Raw genomic sequence first — 24,118 nt, forward strand, 5'->3', positions numbered from 1 at the left:
GCTTTATGAGGAAGTGTTATTGAAGAGCCGTGTGTGGGCAATCTGCAAGCACGGTTCTGCGAGGGGCACGACAGCCCGATAGGGCTGTCACCACAAGGAGGTTATAAAGATGTCTACTCAACAAAAGACTTTTATCTGTGTAATCTGTGGAGTGATTTTATCTGCGGTAATCTGCGTTTCTCAAGAAATTGACCTGACTGTGTATAACCAAAATCTTGGGTTAGTGAAGGATAGGCGGACAATAAAGATTGATAAAGGTGTACAGAAAATTGAGTTCACTGATGTTGCGGTACAGATTGACCCGACGAGCGTGCATTTTAAGTCAATTTCATTTCCAAACAAATGTTCGGTTTTGGAACAGAATTTTGAATATGATTTAATTTCACGCGATAAACTTCTACAGAAATATATTGGTAAAGAGATAGAACTTGAGCGACGCTTTGGTAAAGATGGCGAAAAAAAAGAAGTTATCAGAGGGACGCTGCTTTCAATAACAGGCGGGCTTACAATAAAATCTGGTGATAAGATTCTTGTTAATCCGTCTGGCGAGGTTTTACTTTCGAAACTGCCTGAGGGCCTAATACTTAAGCCAACACTTTCCTGGCTTTTAGAGAATGAAATTCCTGGTGAGCATAAAATAGAGGTTGATTATCTAACAAATGGTATAAACTGGTCTGCTGATTATGTGATTGTTTCAGATAAAGATGATAAAAATCTGGATTTGACCGGCTGGGTGACGATTAATAATAAATCCGGTGCAACATACAAAGACGCAAAACTGAAACTAATTGCGGGTGATATTCATCGTGCTGCACCACCGGAAGTTGCGATGGAAGAGCGAGTAATGTATGATAAGAGGGCAAAGGCAGCACCACAATTTGAAGAGAAAGCGTTTTTTGAATACCATCTTTACACATTACAACGCCGAACAAATGTTCGGGATAATGAAACAAAACAGATTGAATTTGCTTCCGCAGCAAATGTTCCTGTAAAAAAACTTTATATCTATGAAGGCGCTTTACAGAAATTCTGGGGTTATCAAGAATGGTCAAGAGCGGATAGAAATTATGGAACACAATGTAACAAAAAGGTTTATGTTATGCTTGAGTTTAAAAACTCAAAAGAAAACAATCTCGGTATTCCGCTACCAAAAGGAAAGATGCGTGTGTATAAAGAGGACTCAGACAAATCATTAGAATTTATTGGCGAAGATTTTATAGAGCATACACCAAAAGATGAACAGATAAGAATATATCTCGGTGATGCATTTGATATTGTTGGTGAAAGAGTACAGACAGATTTTAAGTGTGGTGATGACTTCTGCGATGAGACATTCAAAATCACTTTAAGAAATCATAAAGAAGAACAGGTTGAGGTTCGTGTTGTTGAAAAACTTTACCGGTGGTCAAACTGGAAAATTACACAGAAATCGCAGGATTATGAAAAAAAAGATTCACGAACAATAGAATATAAATTAAAAATTGCGAAAGATGGCGAAAACACAATTACTTACACAGTCCATTATTGGTGGGACTAATAAAGACAGAGATTGAGAGATTAAGAGATTGAGAGATTATGGAGATGTAAAATATGGATAAAGAACTGGTAGAAAAAATTGTGAAAGAAGTTATGGAACGGTATCTAAAAGAAAAAGAAAAAGAAAAAAAACCGAAAGTTACAGTTTCAACTGCTGGTAAAGTATTTAATGGTCAGGCAGGTCCTACGCTTGAGACATCAAAATCGTCATATAAAGTTTCTCAGCCGACTATGCCATCAGCACCTAAAAAGGATGTAAAAGTCACTTGGTCAACTGCTGGAAAAGTATTTGATGGTCAGGCAGGTCCTACATTAGAGACATCAAAATCGTCGTATAAATTAAACATACCATTCACTGATATCTGTCCTGCGTTCACGAAGCCGGATATAGAATGTGCAGAATGCGGGAAATGTGTAGAAAAAAAATCCGGTTCAGTTCAGACAATTGTTGCAGCGGGTGCTGATAGAATTTCTGCAAAAGATACGAAAAATATCGGCGAACAACTTGCACCGTTTATAGACCATACATTATTGAAAGCAAATGCAACACAGGAAGAGATTGGTAAATTATGCGAAGAAGCGAGAAAATACGGGTTTGCTTCCGTCTGTGTTAATCCCGCGTATGTCCAACTTGCGAGTAAACTTCTTGCAGGTTCAGCCGTCAAAGTTTGTACAGTGATAGGATTCCCATTAGGTGCTACAACACCAACGGTAAAAGCGATTGAGGCAAGAGATGCGATAGCTAGTGGTGCTGATGAAATTGATATGGTTATCAATGTTGGTGCGTTAAAAAGTGGGAATTACCAACTTGTGTTAGATGATATAAAAGCGGCTAGAGAAGCAACTCGTGGCAAAATATTGAAGGTAATTTTAGAAACCGCGTATCTCACAAAAGATGAAAAAATAAAAGGCTGTCAGTTAGCAAAAGAAGCAGGTGCTGACTTTGTTAAAACATCTACTGGTTTTGGTCCGTCAGGTGCAACGGTTGAGGATATACAACTTATGAGAGAAACAGTCGGACCGTTAATGGGTATCAAAGCATCCGGCGGGATAAGAACCACCGAGGATGCCAGAAAAATGGTTGAAGCAGGTGCGACAAGAATCGGCGCCAGTGCATCTGTTGCAATTGTTATTGGTAAAGAACCGGGAAAAATAAAATATTAACTCACGAATAACTGCACCGAATGGAAACACCGAATAAACCCGGATAATTATTCGGTTGTATTCGGGTTGTTATTCGGGAGACATTCGTGATTTTAGGGGGAGAAGATGGCGGAGACAAAAGAAGCGTTGGGGATGATTGAGACGCGTGGGCTGATTGGAATGATTGAAGCGAGTGATGCGATGGTGAAGGCGGCGAAAGTTCGGCTGATTGGTTTTGAGAAAATCGGGACGGGGCTTGTGACAACGATGGTTCGTGGCGAGGTCGGTGCTGTGCGTGCCGCGGTTGAAGCAGGTGCTGCAGCAGCGCAAAAAGTCGGCGAACTGGTAGCAATACATGTCATACCGCGTCCCGACGAGCAGTTAGAAAAAGTACTCAAAAAAATAGAATCTAATTTTTAACACGAATTAAATACAAATAACGGCAAACATCACGAACAAGGCACGAATAACAGCATTGATTTTATTCGTAAAAATTCGTGATAACATTTGTGATTAGTTATTCGTGATTATATGGTTACCGAGCAAGATATTGTTGATATAGTATCTGGTGAAATATCTGACAGGAAGATAATGGCTAAAAAATCGCCATCATACAAAACAGGTTTTTTTACAAAAGACAAATGGATAAAATCCTACACGACACTTGAAACCAAAAAAAGATTGGTTACTGAAATTGAGATAAAAAAACTAATTGCAGAGGGTAGTAAAACATTAAAAATTTCTAAGGATACAATCCTGACGCCATTTGCGTTAGAGATTATTCAAGAAAAAGGGATAAAAATAATTAGTGAGGGGAGCGAATAATATGAACATTTCAGAACTTTTACAAGCAATGATAAAAAAAGGGATTTCGGATATTCATTTTAAGGCAGGCACACCACCTGTGATAAGAATCAACGGCAAACTTGTCTCTACCGGGTTTGAAAGTTTTACACCCAAACATATAGAAGAAATTGCATTCGGGCTTTTAACAAAAGAACAAAAAGAAAAATTTGCTACAGAAGACGAAATAGATTTATCATATGGTGTAGAAGGGCTATCAAGATTCAGGGTTAATATCTACAAACAACGCGGGACAGTTGCGCTTACTTTACGGGTTGTACCGTTACAGGTAAAACCCTTTGAAGAACTCAATTTACCTGATGCAATACTAAAAAAACTTGCTGCGGAGCCGCGTGGGCTTATCTTATTTGCCGGCATAACAGGTGCCGGGAAAACAACAACTATGAATGCGATGATTGACTACATAAATGAGAATTTCGCATACAAAATTGTATCCATAGAAGACCCGATAGAGTATTTTCATAAAGACAAAAAATCGTTTATGAGTCAACGAGAAGTTGGTTCCGATACGAAATCGTTTGGCAAAGGGTTAAAATATGTTTTAAGACAGGACCCTGATGTGGTCTGTATTGGTGAGATGCGTGATTTTGAAGCAATCGCTGCTGGTATTACTGCCGCAGAAACAGGACATCTGGTTTTGTCTACGATACATACGATGGATGCGGTTCAGACGATAGACCGAATTGTAGATGCATATCCACCACACCAGCAGCATCAGGTAAGAATCGCACTGTCAAATGTAGTCAAAGGTATCATTGCACAGCGGCTAGTTCCAACTGTAAAAGGTGACGAGCGGATTCCTGCGACTGAAATTCTTATTGGGACTTCGCTTATCCGAAAAAATATCGCAGAAGGTAAGTCAGCCGAGATTTACAAACTAATGGAGCAAGGCGAGTATTACGGTATGTGGACATTTGACCAGTGTATAATCCAGTTCTACAAAGAAAAGAAAATTATTCTTGAGGATGCATTAGAGAATGCGACAAACCCTGACGACCTGATGCTGAAAATTAAAGGGATAGAACGAGATGAGAAATAATTGGACAATGCTGCCTGAGTTTGATAACGAACATCAAAACAGATATATTGTTATGGTGACAACCCGTGAAGAAGCTGATAATCTGATAAAAAGATTTCCGAATCTGTGTTCTCAACCAATTGAAATAAAAGGTGAAATAGACGAAAAATACAAGTGGGGCGTGTATGTTGACGATTCAACCAGAGAAGACCGAAAAAATATTTACAAGTATTTTTTGGGTGAACTTGAAGATGTGGTAAATCAGGAACTGAAAAAAGAAACAGAAGTAAACGAGGTAATTTCTGCGTTGACAGATATTTTTTCAGCATTGACAGTTGAAGAGCAAAGATATATTGAACAAAAGATTCCTGAAAAGATAGAGGTGCTAGAGAAACTTACTGAAAAAAAAGAAGCAGAAAAAACACAGGCAATACCAGAACCACAAAAAAGTCCTGTTGCACCTCCAACCACACCCACACATCCCGTGTCTCCCACACCAATAGTAACAGAGGAAGTTAGTCCTCAACAGGGAATCCAACTTTCACCTGCTAAGACAACAGGCGAATCACTTAATGCGTGTTATCTTTATCCATCAACCTTTCCCCAATCAGTTGAAAAGTTCATAAACCAATTAACCACAGTAACAGAAAAACTGATGAAAGAACCAATCCATCTTGAGAAAATAGCATCAATAGGTTATAGTTCCAATACACCTAACGAATTTATCTCGCTGGTTCATGAGGCAAAACAAAAATCTGCCGAAATTATTTTTGTAGTTATTCCAGACGGGATAGATGATATCCGACTTTTTATAGATACAGCATGCAGAATGAATGATATGCTTTATATGGTTGCCCAGATTAGTCAACTTGACAAAAGGTTTGTATTTGTTGATATGGCAATAGAACTCTTACTGGTTAAGAAAAAACTGAGAACATAAAAAAGAAGCAAATGATAGAAAAATGGGAAATAATTCCATATCCGTCTGAAAGATATCCGGATAGATACAAGGTGAGTATTAAATGCGATTATAACACCCTGAAAAAAATTACTGATTTTTATGGAAAAAAATGCGGGTTACCGTGGAAACCTAAAAATTCAGAGTTCAACTTTTCGTTTTATCTGTATCAAATAACACCACAAGATGTAGAAAAACTGGAAGCCCAAATGAATGAGTTACAACATTTACCGACAAAAACAGAACCAGCCGTTTTTCATCCTGAACCACGTTCTAATATATTCCCGCCAAGAGCGTCTACAAAACAGCCGACAACCGAAGAAGTAAAAGTAGCAAAAGAGATGTCGGATATTATTGATTTTGATATTTTTGAACCTGAAAAGCTTAACAGCATAGAACTACCGAAAGAAACCAAACAACAAAAAATTGTTGAGACAGAGAGAAGCACCATATCTGTCGGTATAATTTTCAGGAGCGGTCAGGAAGAATATGCTAATACAATTGAAAAAAATCTGCTACAAAGTGTTTCTGGCAGAAAACTTAAATTCCAAATCAAAATTGTATTCAAGCAAGGTTATCTTGTTTTTTCAGATGAAGATATTGAAAATGCGATCTCACTTTGTAAGAAACAAAATGTTACAGCAGTTGTGGTCAATGGTGAATCCAAACTTGCCGAGATATTACAGAAACCATTTCAGTCAGCAGGGATATACATAGAACATATAAAACCAACTGATGTAGATAAAAAGTCTATTTATTTTAATATCGCGACAAATATTATATTAGCAGAAACAGAGAAATCGCGAATAGAGGCACGCGAATTATGATTAAAAAATGGGATTTAGTTTTTTCGCCTTGTGATAGGGATAAAAACAGATATAAACTTCTGATATCGGCACTACAAGATGACCTTACCGAAACAATAAAGTTTTTTGGGTCAGATGCGGGCAAACCGTTCACTCCGCTTTCACAGGAATATAATTATGCGGTTTATATTTACAATGTATCAGACGACAAAAAACTTGCAGCTGAAAAGTTTCTTAAAAGTAAATGTTCAGAAGGCAAAATTGAAGATACTCAAGGTGGTGTTGGGCTTGAAGAAATTTTTCAGAAAGTAGCAGGGATTGAAGAAGCACCGATTGAGAAACCTGAAATACCGACTGTACCACCAATACAGCAGACGCCGCCTGCTACTCCGCCACCTCTTACCACTCCCACCACTTCTACTGCTGAAACAAAAAAAGGAATAGAGGACGAAAAAAAAGCTGAGGGGGGGGGAGAAACCGTTTTAGTAAAACCTAAATTGAACTTAAGATATATTTTTGATGAATTTGTTGTCGGCGCTAACAACCGTTTTGTTCATGCAGCCGCTTGGGCGGTTTCTCAAAGCCCGGGCAAAACATATAATCCGCTTTTTATCTACGGTGGTGTTGGTTTAGGAAAAACACATATTATGCAAGCGATTGGAAATACAGTCAAAGACAGGAATCTGTCGGCTAATATCCTTTATATTACTACTGAAAAGTTCACATCTGAAGTTATAGAAGCGATAAAAGACGGCACACTTTTAGAGTTCAGACAGCAGTACAGGAATCTTGATTTATTGCTTGTTGATGATATCCAGTTTCTGTCAGAAGCGGAGTCAACACAGGAAGAATTTTTTCATACTTTTAATATCTTACATGAAAACCAGAAACAGATTGTGATTACATCCGACAAGCCACCCAAAAAACTGGCAGGGATAGAAGACCGTTTGAAATCCCGATTTGAATGGGGGCTGATTGCTGATATAAAACCACCGGATTTAGAGACACGGGTTGCAATTTTAAAGAAAAAAGCACAGAACGAAAAAATGGAATTAGACGATAAGATGCTGATATATATCGCCAGCAAACTGAAATCCAACATCAGGGAATTAGAAGGTTTCTTGAAACGACTGAAAGCATATTCTACAATGACTAACCTGCCTATAAATATGGATCGCGCAAAAGAATTGATAGGCGAGTTGTTACCGGAAACAGAAATAGAAGAAATGGTTGAAAAAGCGGTGGCTACTGTTACACCTGTGTCTGTAGCGCCACTTGTAGCCCCAGCCCCACCCTCTCCACCACCACCTCTACCAGCACCTGAAAAACAGGTTGTTGAACCGGTAAAAGAAACAAAAGCACCTGCTCAACCTGTAATACCAGTTGTTGAGAAAAAAGGGGGGGAAGAGGTTATCAGCCCGCTACCACCTGCAAAAAGTGAATATGACCTGTTAAAACCGGTTGAAGTCGCTTATTTTTATCCTGCTGGTTATGAAAAAGAGTTGGAAAAAGTAAAACAGTTATTCATAGAGACGATAAAAAAACATAAATTAAAATTCAGGCTGGTTGGCGTTTTTGATAGAGGTTACGAATTTGACAAAAAAATAAATTATACGCTTTTTGTCCAGTTATGCAATACAAACAACATACATATCGCTATTTTTTTATGCCCGCCGTCTTCTTCAATAATTACGGAAGAGGATTTTATAAATATGGTTACAAATGCATGCGAGTCAGGTAATGTTTCTGCTGAAATAATCCCATTTGCGGATTTAACAAAACAGTACAAATATCTGAATATCGCACTGGATATAACATTGCTTGGTCATAAGGATTTTACAAAATGAGAAAGTTAAATTTATATTTAAGTTTCAGGTTTTTGTTGTTTTTAGTGATACTGGTACTCGTTTTGATATTTGCATACTGTATTCGTAATGCTGGTAATTCATATCTGATTTTTGTAGCAGGTGGAATAGTTTTAATCGTTGGATATATTTGGATTTTTCAACCACTGAGATTGTTAGAACAACTATTTGTTAAATCCAGAGAAGGTAACTACTATGATTATCAGCCCAAAATAACCGGGCTTGGTAAGTTTGGTGCGGATTTAGAACTGCTTTTTAAGCGGCTGCTGGTTTTTGAAGGTTCGCTTAATATCCTGTTTGCAGCCTCTAAAACGATTACTTCCAGAATAGAAATTAACGAAGTAATAGAAATGCTTTTAGATTTGGTCTACGAAAAAATGATGATACCATCAACCTGTGTTGTTTTTTTAGATGACGATGGTTTTTTACGAATAAAGGCATCCCGCGGATTATCCGACAATTTTGTCAAAAATATGCACCCCAGACCTGATGAAGGATTCGTCGGTAAAGCATTCTCAACAAAGGCAACAATAATAGTAAATGACGCAACTAAAGAAAGACATCCGGTGACTGAAAAACTGGTTGACCAGGAAGGGCTTATGTCGTTTGTCCATATCCCAATCATTGTTAATGATAAAGCAGTTGGTGTTTTTAATGTCAATTCAGATATCAAAAGTTTCTTTGACGCTAATATAGTAAAAACATTAACCACACTTACCGATTATCTGGCAATCGCGATAAGTAATTCAAAAATGTATCAGGATATCCAGGAGTTTAATAAACGGTTAGAGTTAGAGGTTGAAGCAACAACAGAAGAATTAACAAAAACGAACCTGCGGCTCATAGCGAAAGTGAAAGAAATGAAAACCTTGAATGATATAATTTTTTCTGCAACCGGTAAGGTTGATATGAATGAAATGTTTTCTACAGTAGCAGAACGGCTAAAACTTGTTACAAATGTCGCTAACGCCGGGTTTGTTATCTATGATGAGCAAACTAAACTGCTCGTCGGGAATTGCGATTTTGACACATTTAATCTGGCAGCTGAGACCACAGATAATATGCTTTCTAAATCTTACAGAAATGCTACAACATTTATCTCTAACGAACTGTTTATGGAGAATGCATCTGATTTGCAAAATCTCTATAAAAAATATAGAATCACTTCGTTGATTGCATTACCGTTAATTGAAAAAAAGGTGTTAGGACTGCTTCTGCTCGGTAATAAAGCAACAGGCAAATTTTCACAGGATGATATGAGATTTTTGTCCGTTGTTGCATCACAGATTGCAGAACTCATAGTAAGAATAAAACTTTATGAGCAGTTAAATCACCGTCTCAATGACCTGATGACTTTGAGAGATATATCCAATACAATCAAAACAGAACCGCAGTTAGAAGAAACTGTAGAAGTACTGGCTGAAAAAAGTATCAGAGCGTTAGAATCTGACTATGTATTATGCTGGCTTCTGGACGAACCCAGTGGCGCACTTATGCTAAAATTTCCGCCAGAAATGATTCCGCAACACGAGTTGCAAATACCTAAGACATCAACATCTATTATTGCTGAAATATTCCAGAAAGGTAATATCCAGTATTTAGACGAGTTAGAACTACCGGATGGACCGTATCAAGAATTACAAAAAACACTGCAGCTAAAATCACATCTTTTTGTACCACTCAAAGTTGAAGATAAAAGTATAGGGCTGTTTTGTTTCTGTTCCAAATCGCAGAAATTTTTTAATGATGAAAAAAGCCGGCTTGCTGAATTGATTGCCGGGCAGACCGCGGTTATTGTAGAAAATGCAAGAATCCATAACCGCTTGAAAGAAATCAATATAGAACTGGAACGGCTGAATAAAATTAAAGACGATTTCGTCTCTATGGTTTCACATGAACTCCGAACACCACTTACCGCAATCAAAGGGTTTGTTCATGTTGTGTTAGACGAAGAAGCAGGCAAAATTAACGACCAGCAGAAAAAATTCTTACGAATTGTTGAACAATCCAGTAACCATCTAACACGGCTGATAAGCGATTTGCTGGATTTGTCAAAAATAGAAAAAGGTTTGATAATACTGCGGATAGAAAAACTTAACCTTTCAGATGTTGTGAAAAAATCAATAGAAACAAACATAAACCAGATAAAACATAAAAATATCAATATAAAACTTGAAATTGATAAAGAAATCCCGAATATAGATGGCGATTTCTCAAGGTTGCTTCAAGTGTATGATAATCTCGTCTCAAATGCGGTTAAATTTACACCCAATGGTGGAGATATTTCAATCATTGTAAAAAATAAAGGCGACTTCGTGCTCTCCGCTATCACAGATACCGGTATCGGTATTCCTAAAGAAGAACACGAAAAAATATTTGATAAGTTTTATCAGATAGATTCTTCATACACAAGAATTGCCACCGGAACAGGGTTAGGACTGTATATTGCAAAATCAATTATTGAACTGCACGGCGGCAATATCTGGATAGATTCAGCACCTGCTAAAGGTTCAACTTTTTCATTCTTACTACCGAAAATAAAAAAAACAGACATAATAGATAAAAAAAAACAGGAGGTAGAAAATGCCCAGAATACTAGCGATAGACGATGATGCTATCACATTGGAACTGTTAGAGTTTTTTCTGACACGACATAAGTATGAGGTAACCACAGCAACTAATGGACCTGACGGTATTAAAAAAGCACAAGCATTACAGCCCAATTTGATTCTGCTGGATGTAATGATGCCAATGATGGATGGGATTGAGGTCTGCAAAAAATTAAGAGCAGATGAAAAAACAGCAAAAATACCAATACTGTTTTTGTCTGCACTCGGGCAGGATATAGAGGTTATGAAAGGGTTGATGGCGGGTAGCGATGGCTATATCGTGAAACCGTTTGAACCGGATGATTTATTAAACCAGATACAAAAACTAATAAGTCCGAATAAAGGCACCGAATAGAAACACTGAATTAACCCGAATAATTATTCGGTTGTATTCGGGTTGAACATTCGGGCGATATTCGTGAGAAAAGGAGCATAGCGATTATGAGAACTGCAATCAGAATGGCACGGTTAGGTACAGAAACAGCATTTGAAGTGCTGGCAAAAGCGAGACTACTGGAGGCAAAAGGGAAAGAAATTATTCATCTGGAAATAGGTGAGCCGGATTTTGATACTCCACAAAATATCAAGGAAGCCGCAAAAAAAGCGATTGACAACGGCTATACACATTACGGTCCTTCAGCAGGACTACCTGAACTTCGTAAAACTATTGCAGAATATATCTCAAAAACAAGAAATATAAAAGTTGACCCGGAGGAAGTGGTTGTAACACCCGGTGCCAAGCCAATTATATTTTTTATAATTTTAACATGGTTGAGACCTGGCGACGAAGTGATATTGCCATCACCTGGATTCCCAATCTATGAATCAATGGTTAACTTCGTCGGTGCGAAACCGGTTCTTTTGCCATTACGGGAAGAAAACGATTTCTCATTCACAATAGATGAGTTCAAAAAACTGGTCTCACCATTAACAAAAATGGTAATACTGAACTCACCACAGAATCCAACAGGCGGCGTAATTGACGAAGAAATACTCAAAGGTATCGCTGAAATTATTGGTGGCGACGAGGATATACTTATTCTGTCAGACGAGGTTTATTCCGAAATAATTTATGAAGGTATGCATCACTCCATCGCATCAGTTCCGGGAATAAGAGAACAGACAGTAATCTTGGATGGTTTTTCTAAAACCTTTGCAATGACCGGCTGGCGAGCTGGATACGGTATTATGAGTAAAGAACTTGCAGTACATATAGCACGGCTTCAAACAAATTCTAACTCCTGTACCGCAACATTTACACAGATTGCCTGTATTGAAGCGTTAAAAGGCCAACAGGATGATGTCAAAAAAATGGTCGCAGAATTCAAAAAAAGACGGGATGTGATTGTTGACGGATTAAATAAGATACCAGGTTTTTCATGTAAAAAACCACACGGCGCATTCTATGTATTCCCGAATATAAAAGAAACAAAAAAAACATCTAAAGAACTCGCAGACTATCTGCTTAACGAAGCCGGTGTCGCCGCACTTTCAGGCACAGCTTTCGGCGCCTACGGAAAAGGATATTTGAGATTTTCATACGCCAATTCCATTGAAAACATAAAAAAAGCACTGAAAAAAATAGACGATGCAATGAAGAAGTTGTAAAAAAACAGGTATAAAAAAACAGGTACAAGATAGCCCGAACAAGTTCGAGATTCCGCAGAGACCGCAGAAATACCGCAGAAACCGCAGAAAAATAGGAATCTTTCTGCGTAATCTGTGATTTTTTTGCGTAATCCGCGGATAATATTGAAATTCCGATACTGTGAAATAGTAGATGTATGCATAACTTTCACCTCCGGAATAATTATAACAGAAATAACAAGTTTTGTCGAGGACTTTTTTTAAGACGAAGATTTTTAGGAAAGAAAATTGGCGCAAAAAACAGGTAGCGAGCGAATTGTAATTCGCCAAATTATCTGTAGCGGTTGATGTAAATCAACGATTAAAAAAATGTGAAACGTCCCCATTTTCCCATTCTGCGAATATTCTGGGAAGTAGTTTGAAGTAAAGGGTAAGATAAAATGAATAACCAAGTGAATGAGTATACAAAATTGATTAAGTCCAATACAAAAGTATTGAGAAGTAATTACAAAGTAAAAAACTTAGGGATATTTGGTTCAGTTGTAAGAAACGAACAGACTGAAAAAAGTGATGTAGATATTCTTATTGAATTTAGTGAAAGTGTTGGTCTATTTCATTTTATAAAGTTGAAAAATTTTTTGAGTACTATCCTAAATCATAAAGTTGATTTAATTCAGAAAGGAGCTTTAGACAGGAACCAGAAAAAAAGACCGGGCATGAAAGAAAGAGTATTAAAAGAAATGATACCGATACTATGAAAAGAGAAGACAAATCGTATATTGAAGATATAAAAAACTGTATTGAAAACATTGAGGAATATACCAAAGAAAAGACAATACAGGATTTTCTTAAGGATAAAAAAACTATTGATGCAGTAGAAAGAAATTTCATAACAATTGGAGAAGCAGCAAATATGATTTCTAAAGAATTTCAAGAAAAACATATTGACATTCCCTGGCGGGATATGAATGATATGCGGAATATTGTGGCACATGAATATTATGAGATTGACTATGATATTATCTGGCATACTATAAAAGAAGATTTACCCACATTAAAAATAAAAATTGAAAAACTTCACAAGGATTTATAAAAGATGAAAGGAAAATGGAATTACATAGCAGAAGTAGTAGCGGGGTTACCCCGCAAAGTAATGCAGCGGTTGGATTGTTATCCAACGATATGAAAAGAAAAAAATTAAAGGTCGGATAGAGAAAATGTGAATGGTGATAGGGGAAAGATAAAATCAACCAATTCAACCCCGTCCCCTAAACTCACTTATGCTTAAGAAAAGTAATTTTTCGTTGGCGTGGTACAAAATAAACGAAAACAAAATTTATGAAAAATATTGGTATTTTTGGTTTTACCTCATTAGAAAGCCCTATCACTTGTGGTGTTGATGAATCAACAAAAAATTTGAAAATTTCAAGTCTGGCACAGTTTTCACAGTTTTCACAGTTTTCACAGTTTTCAGTTTTGCAGTTTTCAGTTTTCGCAGTTTTCGTTCAGTTTTCGTTGCTGGCACAGTTTTCAGTTTTTTCAGTTTTCGCAGCAGTTTTCGCAGTTTTCAGTGGTTTTTTATAGGTAGCAATGCAAAAATTGTAAATAGCACTTTGGGCGAGAATTATTCTGCAAATACGGTTGCATTTGATTTCGGCATAATTTTCAGAACCTTTAATGATAGATTTTCTTTTGGTTTTTCAATGGTAAATATGGGTGACGGCTTAAAATATAAAGATGTTGTTGATGATTTACCGACTGTTTTGCGAACTGGATTACAATATAAACCGCTTGATTTACAGAAACATAATCTGACTATTGCCGAAGATGTTTTACTGCTTACAGAAGATTACATAGATCTTAGAAAAACACATTTTGGGTTTGAGTATTGGTTTCAGAAACTTATCGCGTTAAGGGTTGGCTACAAAATTGGCTATGAGCCGAATATCTTTACCGCAGGTGTTGGCGTAAAAGCGTTCAATGGTCAACTTGATTACGGTTATGTCTCCACACTTGATGAACTGACGCATAAAATTTCGTTCACGCTGGAATTCGGCTCTGACAAGCCGTATAATATTGGCGAGAAGTATTATGCGAAGAAGATGCCAAACAGGGCAGTGTATTATTATTCACAAGTTGATAAAACCAGCCCTGAATACAGAGATGCAGCAGACAGGACAGCGACAGTAAGAAAAAGTGCCGAAGAAGTAAGAAAGGAACGAGAACGATTGAGAAACGAAATTGCTCAACGAAACCAGAAATTGAGGCAGGAACGAGAATTAAAACGGCAGCAGGAACAGGAAATAAAAAATCAAATTACAGAGGTTAAAAAGATACTGGATATTGTGGTCGGCAAAGGTGTAGATACATCATCACCTGAAAAACTGCTCAAAGATGCGCAAGTATTTCTTTCAGTAGGGAAATACGAACCAGCAAAAAACAATTTAGACATTGCAAAACAACAATTAGAACAGATACAACAGCAGGTAGCAGAAAAAGAAGTCAAAGCAGAAATAAAAAAGCCAGTGATGTTAACAAATCTTGCAGTGGCTGATTTTGTAGGAAAAAATGTTTCTGCTGCGGATGCGTCTATTGTTGCAGGTTTTTTGAGGACTGAAATAGTAAAACTTCAAGTATGTAATGTTATTGAGAAAGCGAATATGGATAAGATATTAGCGGAAGCGGCATTTCAACAGACAGGCTGCACAACATCGGAATGCGCAGTCCAGATTGGTAAACTCTTGAATGTAAAACAGATGGTTGTTGGCGACCTTTCTAAACTTATGGATACATATTTTATAACGGTAAATCTTGTAGAGGTTGAAACCGGCAAGATACTTAAATCAGAAACAGTAAAAGCATATTCGGCAGAAGAACTTCAGCGTGTCTGTGTAGAACTTGCTAAAAAAATTACTCAATAGCACATAAATAAGAAAGTATAAAATTAACCACAGATGGACACAGATTAACACAGAAAAAATTTAGAATTAAGAATTAAAATCTGTGCAAATCTGTGTTAATCTGTGGTTACTCGCCTAGGCGAGTTTTCTGGAACGGGGGAAGAATGGACGAAAAAAAATTGATAAAGTCATCAATGTTACTTGATGAAAAAGAAAAATATGCAGAACAGGACCTGCAAATAATGGACCGACTTTTTATTGCCTATCGGGCAATCGTTATACTATTGTTTAATTTTGCGCAGTCAGGTCATCCTGGCGGCTCTATTTCAGTCGGCAGGATTCTCTTGAATCTTATCTTTAATAAAAATACAAAAATGGATATTACAAACTTGAATAGACCTGATTCTGATATTATCGGCATGGCAGCAGGACATAAAGCACTCGGGTTGTATTCGTTTCTTGGGCTTTTATTTGAACTTGTAAAACTTAAAGATGAAAAACTTTACAATTCTATTGAACATAAATTACGGTTTGAAGATTTGCTCGGATTCCGAAAAAATCCAGCAACTGTGTTGCCATTGCTGAAAAAATTTAGCTCTAAACGGCTTGATGGTCATCCAACACCTGAAACACCGGGCGTTATGCTCGCAACAGGCGCATCCGGTGTTGGCTTCGGTGGCTTCGGTGGTTATGCATTTGCAAAAAAAGAATACTACGAGAATCCGCCAATAATAAATATCGTAGAAGGTGAAGGTGGAATGACACCGGGCAGAGTACACGAAAATCTGGCACATTTCTGGTCGGCTAATATCTGGAATCTGATTATCCATGTGGATTGGAACAATACCAGTATTGATGCGGATAATGTCTGTACCGACGAGCATAACAAAGGGCAGTATGTTAATTGGACACCTTACGAACTCGGGCTTCTACACGGGCATAATGTCGTGTATGTGGAAAACGGTAAGGATAATAATCAAATAAAAGTTTCACAGGATTATGCATTTAACAATTTTATCACTCAAAAAAATGCACCAAATATGCTTGTGTATCGCACTATAAAAGGCGAGGGCTATTGGGAAGGTAGAAAATCACACGGTGCCGGCTATAAACTGGATTCCGACGACTATTTCAATGCGCAAAAAATTTTTGAGACAACTTTTAATGTCCAATTCAGCAAAACACCGCAGCCGGCAACACCAGAAATAAAAGAAGAATATTTTTACAAGAATCTGTTGGTTGTTGAAACTGCACTTAGAGCCGACGATAAACTGCTTGAGTTTGGATTTAATAAACTGATTTCAAACAGGAATGCACTGAATAAAGAAAACCGCAAGCCTAAAAAAGATAGTGCCGCTATTTCCGTTTTGTTTGAAAATTCTGAGTCGCTTGATATAAAAAAACCACCTACAGAAATTTGGAATAAACCAGGCAGTTCTGTGACATTGCGGGAATCACTCGGTAGAACATTGAGTTATCTTAACCATATCACAAAAGGCAGCTTGTATGGTTTTGCCGCAGACCTTGTTGGCTCAACAAGTTTGAACCTGATGAGCGATGGTTTCCCTGAGGGGTTTATTTCCTGTGAGAAACCACTTGCCAAAATTATTCCAACCGGTATCTGTGAAGACGGCGGTTCTGGTTTGATGTCAGGCATTTCTGCAACCGGGCATTATATCGGCGTAGGCAGTTCATATGCTACATTTATCAGCCCGATGGGATTCACTGCTGCACGGCTTTTCTGTATCGCATATCAGTCCAAACATGGTGAAAACATAGCACCGGTGATTTTGGTTAATGCACACGCAGGACTAAAAACAGGCGAAGATGGTCCCACACATGCGTGCCCGCAAACGCTTTCATTCTGGAAAAGTTTTAATAAACTTAAATGGAAAATAATTACACTTACACCTTGGGATGCAAACGAAATATGGCCGCTTGTCCTTACATCATTAAGACAAAAACCTGCTGTGATTGTCCCATTTGTTTCACGACCAAGTGAAACAGTAATTGATAGAAAAAAGTATGGTTTTGCCGATGTATCAGAAACTGTTAATGGAATATACTCTATCCGTCGGGCAAAAAAATCAAAAGCAACTATCCTGTATCAAGGCGCCGAAGTTGGGATTGAACTGCCTAATGTCGTTGAGATTTTAGACAGAGAAAAAATAGATGTGAATATTTTATATATCTCAAGCACGGAATTGTTTTCATATCTGTCGAAAAAAAAGCAAGATGAGATTTTACCGATAGAATTCAAGCAAAACGCAATGGCAGTAACAGGTTTTACAATAGATACGATGTACGAACATCTGCTGTCCGAAAAAGGGCGTGAGTTTTCGTTGCATCCATTCAAGAAAGGAATCTTTTTGGGCTCAGGTCCCGGCGGTGAAGTGCTGAAACAAGCAGGTTTGGATGTCAAGAGTCAGATTCAGGCAATAAAAAAATTTGTTATAGAATTAAAAAAAGAATAAGGACAGTGATTGATTTTTACTTAATCGCTTAATTACATAATCACTTAATCACTGATGTTATTATGGATATCAGAGAAATTATTAAAGCGGCAAATGGCGAAATAGTGGTTGACCTGTTGTTAAAAAATGGTAAATTGGTGAATGTCTTTTCAGGCGAAGTTTATCCTGAAAATGTGGCAATCCATAAAGGTTTTATCGTCGGGTTCGGAAATTACAAGGCAAAAAAAGTACTGAATATCAATGGCAGATATATCTCGCCAGGTTTTATAGACGGGCATGTCCATATTGAATCATCAATGATGTCCGTTTCAGAGTTTGCAAGAGCAGTTGTGCCTAAAGGTGTAACATCCGTTATTACTGATGCACACGAGATTGCAAATGTTTTAGGGATTGATGGTATAAAATATATGCTGGAGTCGTCAAAAAACCAGCCACTGAATGTCTTCTTTATGCTGCCATCCTGTGTGCCTGCAACGAATATGGAAACAGCAGGTGCGAAACTGACCGGTTTTGATTTGTATCCGTTTCTGACTGAAAAATGGGTTGTTGGAATTGGTGAGGTGATGAATTATCCAGGGCTTGTAGGTATTGATGAAAACCTTATTGATAAAATAAAAATTGCAAGAGGAAAAAGAATTGATGGCCATTCACCGGGGCTTTCAGGTAAACCACTATCTGCATATATTTCTGCAGGCATCGCTTCTGACCACGAATCAACAACCTATAAAGAGGCAAAAGAAAAACTGGATAAAGGTATGTATGTGATGATAAGAGAAGGCACTTCAGAACGAAACCTTAAGGAATTAATTCCACTCGTGAATGAAAAAAATTATTCTCGGTTCTTTTTTGTTACCGACGATAGACATCCGCCAGATTTGGTGAACGAAGGCTCTATTGATTTCGTAATAAGAAAAGCAGTCTCACTCGGGCTTGACGGTGTTGTAGCAATCAAGATGGCAACATTGAATACTGCGGAGTATTTTCATTTATCAAGAATCGGTGCGGTTGCGCCGGGTTATCAGGCGGATATTGTGATTTTAGATAACCTGAAAAATATCAAGCCGAAAATGGTTTTTAGGCGTGGTGAGTTGGTAGCGGTTGACGGCAAGTATGTCGGCAAAAAGGTCAAACTTGCTGATGTGTCGCTTCGTAGTTCAATAAATGTCAAATGGCTTGCTGAAACTGATTTCAGAATCCCGGCAGTTAAAAAAAATGTCAGAGTAATAGAAATTGTGCCATACCAGATTATCACGAAAAACAAAATTTATCCTGTGGGTATAAAAAATAAACTTGCGGTTTCTGATACAAAAAAAGATGTTTTGAAGTTGGTTGTTGTAGAACGGCATCTTGCATCAGGAAATATCGGCAAGGGTTTTGTAAAGGGTTTTGGTTTAAAAAAAGGTGCGATTGCTTCATCGGTAGCGCATGATTCGCACAATGTAATCTGCGTCGGTGTTAACGATAAATCCATATTTACCGCCTGTGTAGAAATAGTAAAAATGGGTGGTGGATTATGTATCGCTGATAGCGAAAAAATTCTAGGTAAACTGCCGCTTCCAATTGCAGGGCTTATGACAGACAAACCACTTGAAACGGTTGTAAAAGAACTTGAAAAACTTGTTATAGTTTCCCAAAAACTTGGCTGTGTTCTGGACGACCCGTTTATGACGCTTTCGTTTCTTGCACTGCCTGTAATTCCAGAATTAAAACTGACCGACAGAGGTCTCGTGGATGTTAATAAAATGAAAATAGTAGGACTATTTGTATGAAAAATAAAAAAAGCAAAAAACAAAAATATTTAATAAAAGAGAATACTGTTACTTACTCCGCTAAAAATAAATCAATAAATAATTTTATAAATCAGGTTATTGAAAGTGATTGTATTGAGTTAATGAAGAATATTCCAGGCCAAAGTGTTGATTTAACTTTTTTAGATCCGCCTTTCAATCAAGATAAAGAATATAATTCATGGAATGATAATTTGCCAGAACAGGAATACTGGCAGATTATGGAACAGGTTTGCAAAAATATTTATAAAATAACTTCTAATGGTGGAGCAATTTATTTTATGCAAAGAGAAAAAAACACAGAATATATTTTGCAGTGCCTGCGTAAAGCAGAATGGGTTTTACAAAATCTTATTATTTGGAAGAAAAAAAGTTCAGCAGTTCCATGTTTAAACAAATTTGGCAAACATTATCAGATTATAGCATTTGCAACGAAAGGAAAAAAACCTCGAGTATTCAATCGTCTCAGAATTAATCCACCCTTACCGCCAGTTTATAAATATGAGCGTGAAAACGGTATGTATATTACAGATATATGGGACGATATTCGCGAGTTGACATCTGGATATTTTGCAGGTGATGAGGCAATTAGAAAAGAAAATGGAGAAAGATTCCATAAACAGCAATCACCAGTTGCACTTTTGTTAAGAATAATTCTATCTTCCACAAAAATTGGAGATATCGTATTAGACCCATTTGCAGGCACAGGAACAACACTCATCGTTGCTAAACAACTTGGAAGAAAATATATTGGGATTGAGATTGATTCAGAAAATATAAGGTGTATTAATAATCGTTTAGAACATATCAGCAGAGAAGACAGTGTAATACGATTTTATAAGGACTATATTTATACTAAAAATCTGAAAACGGTATGGGATGTTGATTTTGCTCCCATCGTCGGTAAAAAAGAAAAAGTATTAGAATTGTTCAGAGAATAATGTATTCCATTTATCATTTCTTTTATTCGTTGGTTCAGCAAAAACATCTTTTAAAAAAGGTCAAAAGATTGGATAAATTTCCATTTGATAAAAATCTACTGTCTTGTAGAAATGATGGAATTTTTCCTGATATGGCGATTCGGCTCAACAAAGATAAAAAAATATTTACAGGCGGTGAATTGATAGAATTAAAAGATAGCGATTCTTATACTGTTTCATCTTTCAATTCAACTATACCTTCCCGGAGTAAAAATATTGAGGAGATTATTATTGGAGAGAATAGCATAATTAAACAACAGATGGAAAAGGTAGGTAATGATATTTTCTTATTGCCTGTAAGAGATGTATATTATCTTGTCAGGGGAAGGAAAGAAAGTTATGTAAAAATTTGCCTCGTTTATGGTAGTTTTTTTGAGACGATTAGTATAGAAAATCTGATAAGCCAGTCATTTTCACAGGTTTTAGAAGAGCGATTAAAGGAAAGTGGTAAAAAAATTTCAGAAGAGTTTAAGCAAACTCTCTTAACCATTTTTTCTCAACAACAAAATTTCAGTAAAGTTAGAAATGTAGAAAAAGCATCTGTGAAACTTCGTTTCCGGATAATGACTGAAATTAAAGCCGAAGGGAACATTTTGAATCCCAAAAAGTACCAAGAAATTAAAGATGACACTTTGAATTTTGTTTTGCCTTGCCATACTGATGAAGAAGAAAAAAATATCTTAAGAAAAACAGAAATAGTATCTGGTAAATCAGGATTAGAAAAATTCAGTATTTTCAAAATCAAACATCATTTCAACGGTTATTTTCTTGTATTACAAATACCATTATGAAAATTATTTTAATTGTTTTGGATTCTGTCGGAGTTGGAGCATTGCCAGATGCAGAAAAATATAATGATGTTGGAACAGACACACTTGGTAATATCGCAAAATCAGTGAAAGATTTCAATCTCCCAAATCTTGCAAAACTTGGTCTTTACCATCTCGTATCCTCGTCCCTCGTCCCTCGTCCCTCGTCCCTCGGTGGTTGTTACGGCGAAATGGCTGAGGCTTCTAATGCTAAAGACACAATTATTGGACATTGGGAGATAGCAGGAATAATTACAGAAAAACCGCTTCCGACTTATCCTGATGGATTCCCTAAGGAATTGATTGCCGAATATGAAAAAAAAATCGGGACGAAAACGCTCGGAAATTATGCATCTTCTGGGACTGAAATAATAAAACAACTTGGCAAACAACATTACAAAACCGGTTATCCGATTGTCTATACTTCTGCTGACAGTGTTTTTCAAGTTGCCGCACACGAGGATGAAAAAATTTTCGGCTTGAATCGGCTTTATGAAATTTGTGAAATCGCCAGAAAGATGCTCGTTGCACCGCATAATATCGGCAGAGTAATCGCAAGACCATTTATTGGGACTCCTGGAAATTTCAAGCGAACTTCAAATAGGCACGATTATGCAATTGACCCGCCTGAAGAGACATTGCTTGATAAATTAAAAAATTCCGGTGTAGAAGTAATAAGCATCGGAAAGATTTCCGATATTTTTAACGGTCACGGGATTACAAAAGCGATTCATACTGAAAACAACAAAGATGGTATGCAAAAAACACTTGAAGCAGTTCATAAGTTCTCAAGTTCTCAAGTTCTTAAGTTAACACAAGAACATAAGAACATAAGAACACAAGAACGCCTTTTAGTTTTTACAAATCTCGTTGATTTTGATATGCTATGGGGCCACCGTCGGGATGTTGTGGCGTATTACAACGGACTTAAAGAGTTTGATGAGTTCTTACCGAACATATGTTCGGTAATGGCTGATGACGATATTTTATTCATTACTGCTGACCATGGCTGCGACCCGACGCATAAAATACACACTGACCATACACGAGAATATGTGCCACTTCTCGTATTCGGCAAAAGACTGAAAAACAATGTCAATCTCGGTATCAGAAAAACATTCGCAGATTTAGGCCAGACAATTGCAGAATTATTTGATATAAAACTTAAGCGTGGAACAAGTTTCTTAAAAGAAATTAAATGATAATTTTTGAAGTTAAATCAATAACTGGAAAAACAATAAGACTTACAGCGATTCAATGGGTTCATATTAGAAAAAGACATCCCGAGATGGATAATCAATTATCAAAACTAACCATAACAATACAACAACCGGATTTGATATACTACTGTCCTGAGGAAGACAATGTGCATTACTACAAACATTTTAAGGAAACTCCTGTGAGTGAAAAATACTTACTTTTGATTGCCCAACATACTAATGGCGATGGCTTTGTTATTACTGCGTTTTTTGTTAAAAAAATTAGGAAAGAAAAAAAGGAGGTTGTCTATGGAGAAAAAAATCTCAATAAGTTACGATAAGATGGCAGATGTAATGTATTTGAGTTTCGGTTTGCCGCAGAAAGCTGTTGGGGAAGAGATTGAAGATGGAATTTTCGCAAGATATGACTCTGTAACCGAAGAGCTGATAGGATTGACGGTGCTGAATTTTTCAAAGAAATTTGATATAGAACCAAAAGAAGTAGCAGTGCCTTTATATAAGTAAAAAGTTTTAAAAAGGAGATATCATAAATGGATACGACACTTTTAATTGGTATTTTGGTTGTAGTGCTGGCGTTGGTATTTGATTTTTCCAACGGGTTCAATGACTCCGCAAATATTGTTGCAACTGTTATCGGAACAAGAGCGCTTACACCGGCAAAAGCGATTTTTTTCGCGAGTATTTTTGAGTTTATCGGCGCATATTTTTTAGGAACTGCAGTTGCTAAAACAATCGGGAAAGGTATTATAGACCCGACGATAATTACCGGCGATAAATATGGAATAGTGATAATTTTTGCTACTGTTATATCTGCTGCAGGCTGGAATGTAATCTGCACGATTTTTGGATTCCCTATTTCCGCCTCGCATGCTTTAATCGGTGGATTTATTGGTGCCGGTATTGTTGCTGCAGGATTAGATATTGTCCAGTGGAATAATGTATTAACGATATTTATTGTGCTTATAGCAGCACCGATAATGGGTCTTATTGGCGCATTTATTGTTACAAAATTGGCATATTTTTTGTCACGGTCCACAACACCTAAAATTAACAAACTTTACAAATATTTGCAAATCTGTTCTTCTATGTGTTTTGCATTATCTCATGGAACAAATGATGCTCAAAAGACAATGGGGATTATTACCTTCTCACTTATTGTGCTTGGATTGTACAAACCGACAGGTGAAGTTTTTATACCTAAATGGGTTATAGTTGCTTGTGCTCTTGCGATTACACTTGGTATCGCGTTAGGCGGGAAAGCAGTTATACAAACCGTTGGGATGCATCTTTATAGAATTAGACCTATAAATGGATTTTGTGCTGAAGGTTCTGGGGCAGGTGTGATTTATTTAGCAAGTATTTTCGGACTTCCTGTTTCAACTACACATATAATATCCGGCGCTGTTATGGGAACGGGTGCAGCAGAACGAGTCAAAGCGGTAAGATGGGGTAGTTCGTTTGATATTTTTATTGTCTGGCTTGTTACTATGCCGGCAACCGCGTGTGTTTCAGCTGGTATTTATTTTCTGTTGATAAATGGGATTAAACTGTTAGGCTGGTAA

22 protein-coding genes are annotated in these 24,118 nt (G+C 37.1%); all 22 read left to right on the forward strand.

Annotation, left to right across the window (positions count from 1 at the left end; genetic code table 11):
* Positions 1–109 precede the first annotated feature (109 nt).
* The gene (locus tag AB1349_02260; protein ID MEW6556158.1) at positions 110–1,537 is read left to right on the forward strand and encodes a DUF4139 domain-containing protein; all 1,428 of its coding nucleotides are present in this window, start codon (positions 110–112) and stop codon (positions 1,535–1,537) included.
* A 491-nt stretch (positions 1,538–2,028) separates the two neighbouring features.
* Positions 2,029–2,700 (forward strand): deoxyribose-phosphate aldolase, encoded by a 672-nt coding sequence (gene deoC, locus AB1349_02265; protein MEW6556159.1) that lies wholly within the window; start codon positions 2,029–2,031, stop codon positions 2,698–2,700.
* 105 nt (positions 2,701–2,805) lie between these two features.
* Entirely contained in the window at positions 2,806–3,099 is a 294-nt protein-coding gene (locus tag AB1349_02270; protein MEW6556160.1) for a BMC domain-containing protein, read from the forward strand.
* A 111-nt stretch (positions 3,100–3,210) separates the two neighbouring features.
* Positions 3,211–3,504, forward strand: coding sequence for a hypothetical protein (locus AB1349_02275; protein ID MEW6556161.1), 294 nt, complete (start codon positions 3,211–3,213; stop codon positions 3,502–3,504).
* A 1-nt stretch (position 3,505) separates the two neighbouring features.
* Entirely contained in the window at positions 3,506–4,582 is a 1,077-nt protein-coding gene (locus AB1349_02280; protein ID MEW6556162.1) for a PilT/PilU family type 4a pilus ATPase, read from the forward strand.
* A complete protein-coding gene (locus AB1349_02285) occupies positions 4,572–5,501 on the forward strand; it encodes a hypothetical protein (GenBank protein MEW6556163.1) in 930 nt (309 codons plus the stop codon). The genes AB1349_02280 and AB1349_02285 overlap by 11 nt, the downstream gene beginning before the upstream one ends.
* Before the next feature lie 11 nt (positions 5,502–5,512).
* Positions 5,513–6,346 (forward strand): hypothetical protein, encoded by an 834-nt coding sequence (locus AB1349_02290; GenBank protein MEW6556164.1) that lies wholly within the window; start codon positions 5,513–5,515, stop codon positions 6,344–6,346.
* Positions 6,343–8,172: a chromosomal replication initiator protein DnaA gene (dnaA, locus tag AB1349_02295; GenBank protein MEW6556165.1), complete on the forward strand. Its 1,830-nt coding sequence runs from the start codon at positions 6,343–6,345 to the stop codon at positions 8,170–8,172. Before AB1349_02290 ends, dnaA begins: the two co-directional genes overlap by 4 nt.
* On the forward strand, positions 8,169–10,802 hold the full coding sequence (locus AB1349_02300) for a GAF domain-containing protein (protein MEW6556166.1): 2,634 nt from the start codon (positions 8,169–8,171) through the stop codon (positions 10,800–10,802). The genes dnaA and AB1349_02300 overlap by 4 nt, the downstream gene beginning before the upstream one ends.
* Positions 10,774–11,154 (forward strand): response regulator, encoded by a 381-nt coding sequence (locus AB1349_02305; protein MEW6556167.1) that lies wholly within the window; start codon positions 10,774–10,776, stop codon positions 11,152–11,154. Before AB1349_02300 ends, AB1349_02305 begins: the two co-directional genes overlap by 29 nt.
* A gap of 86 nt (positions 11,155–11,240) precedes the next feature.
* Positions 11,241–12,407 (forward strand): pyridoxal phosphate-dependent aminotransferase, encoded by a 1,167-nt coding sequence (locus AB1349_02310; protein MEW6556168.1) that lies wholly within the window; start codon positions 11,241–11,243, stop codon positions 12,405–12,407.
* A 419-nt stretch (positions 12,408–12,826) separates the two neighbouring features.
* A complete protein-coding gene (locus AB1349_02315) occupies positions 12,827–13,144 on the forward strand; it encodes a nucleotidyltransferase family protein (protein ID MEW6556169.1) in 318 nt (105 codons plus the stop codon).
* Positions 13,141–13,479: a DUF86 domain-containing protein gene (locus AB1349_02320; protein ID MEW6556170.1), complete on the forward strand. Its 339-nt coding sequence runs from the start codon at positions 13,141–13,143 to the stop codon at positions 13,477–13,479. The genes AB1349_02315 and AB1349_02320 overlap by 4 nt, the downstream gene beginning before the upstream one ends.
* 487 nt (positions 13,480–13,966) lie before the next feature.
* The gene (locus AB1349_02325; GenBank protein MEW6556171.1) at positions 13,967–15,307 is read left to right on the forward strand and encodes a PorV/PorQ family protein; all 1,341 of its coding nucleotides are present in this window, start codon (positions 13,967–13,969) and stop codon (positions 15,305–15,307) included.
* A gap of 143 nt (positions 15,308–15,450) precedes the next feature.
* Entirely contained in the window at positions 15,451–17,760 is a 2,310-nt protein-coding gene (locus tag AB1349_02330) for a hypothetical protein (GenBank protein ID MEW6556172.1), read from the forward strand.
* A 62-nt stretch (positions 17,761–17,822) separates the two neighbouring features.
* The gene (gene ade / locus AB1349_02335; protein MEW6556173.1) at positions 17,823–19,529 is read left to right on the forward strand and encodes an adenine deaminase; all 1,707 of its coding nucleotides are present in this window, start codon (positions 17,823–17,825) and stop codon (positions 19,527–19,529) included.
* Positions 19,526–20,488 carry a DNA methyltransferase gene (locus tag AB1349_02340; GenBank protein MEW6556174.1) on the forward strand — a complete coding sequence of 321 codons (963 nt, stop codon included), beginning with the start codon at positions 19,526–19,528 and terminating at the stop codon, positions 20,486–20,488. The genes ade and AB1349_02340 overlap by 4 nt, the downstream gene beginning before the upstream one ends.
* A gap of 68 nt (positions 20,489–20,556) precedes the next feature.
* Positions 20,557–21,318, forward strand: a complete 762-nt coding sequence (locus AB1349_02345; GenBank protein ID MEW6556175.1) for a hypothetical protein — start codon at positions 20,557–20,559, stop codon at positions 21,316–21,318.
* A complete protein-coding gene (locus tag AB1349_02350) occupies positions 21,315–22,538 on the forward strand; it encodes a phosphopentomutase (protein MEW6556176.1) in 1,224 nt (407 codons plus the stop codon). Before AB1349_02345 ends, AB1349_02350 begins: the two co-directional genes overlap by 4 nt.
* Complete coding sequence (locus AB1349_02355; protein MEW6556177.1) at positions 22,535–22,876, forward strand: hypothetical protein; 342 nt, start codon at positions 22,535–22,537, stop codon at positions 22,874–22,876. The genes AB1349_02350 and AB1349_02355 overlap by 4 nt, the downstream gene beginning before the upstream one ends.
* Complete coding sequence (locus AB1349_02360) at positions 22,845–23,060, forward strand: DUF2283 domain-containing protein (protein ID MEW6556178.1); 216 nt, start codon at positions 22,845–22,847, stop codon at positions 23,058–23,060. Before AB1349_02355 ends, AB1349_02360 begins: the two co-directional genes overlap by 32 nt.
* A 26-nt stretch (positions 23,061–23,086) precedes the next feature.
* Positions 23,087–24,118, forward strand: coding sequence for an inorganic phosphate transporter (locus AB1349_02365; GenBank protein MEW6556179.1), 1,032 nt, complete (start codon positions 23,087–23,089; stop codon positions 24,116–24,118).

This window comes from Elusimicrobiota bacterium (assembly GCA_040757695.1).
Taxonomy (GTDB): Bacteria; Elusimicrobiota; UBA8919; order UBA8919; family UBA8919; genus JBFLWK01.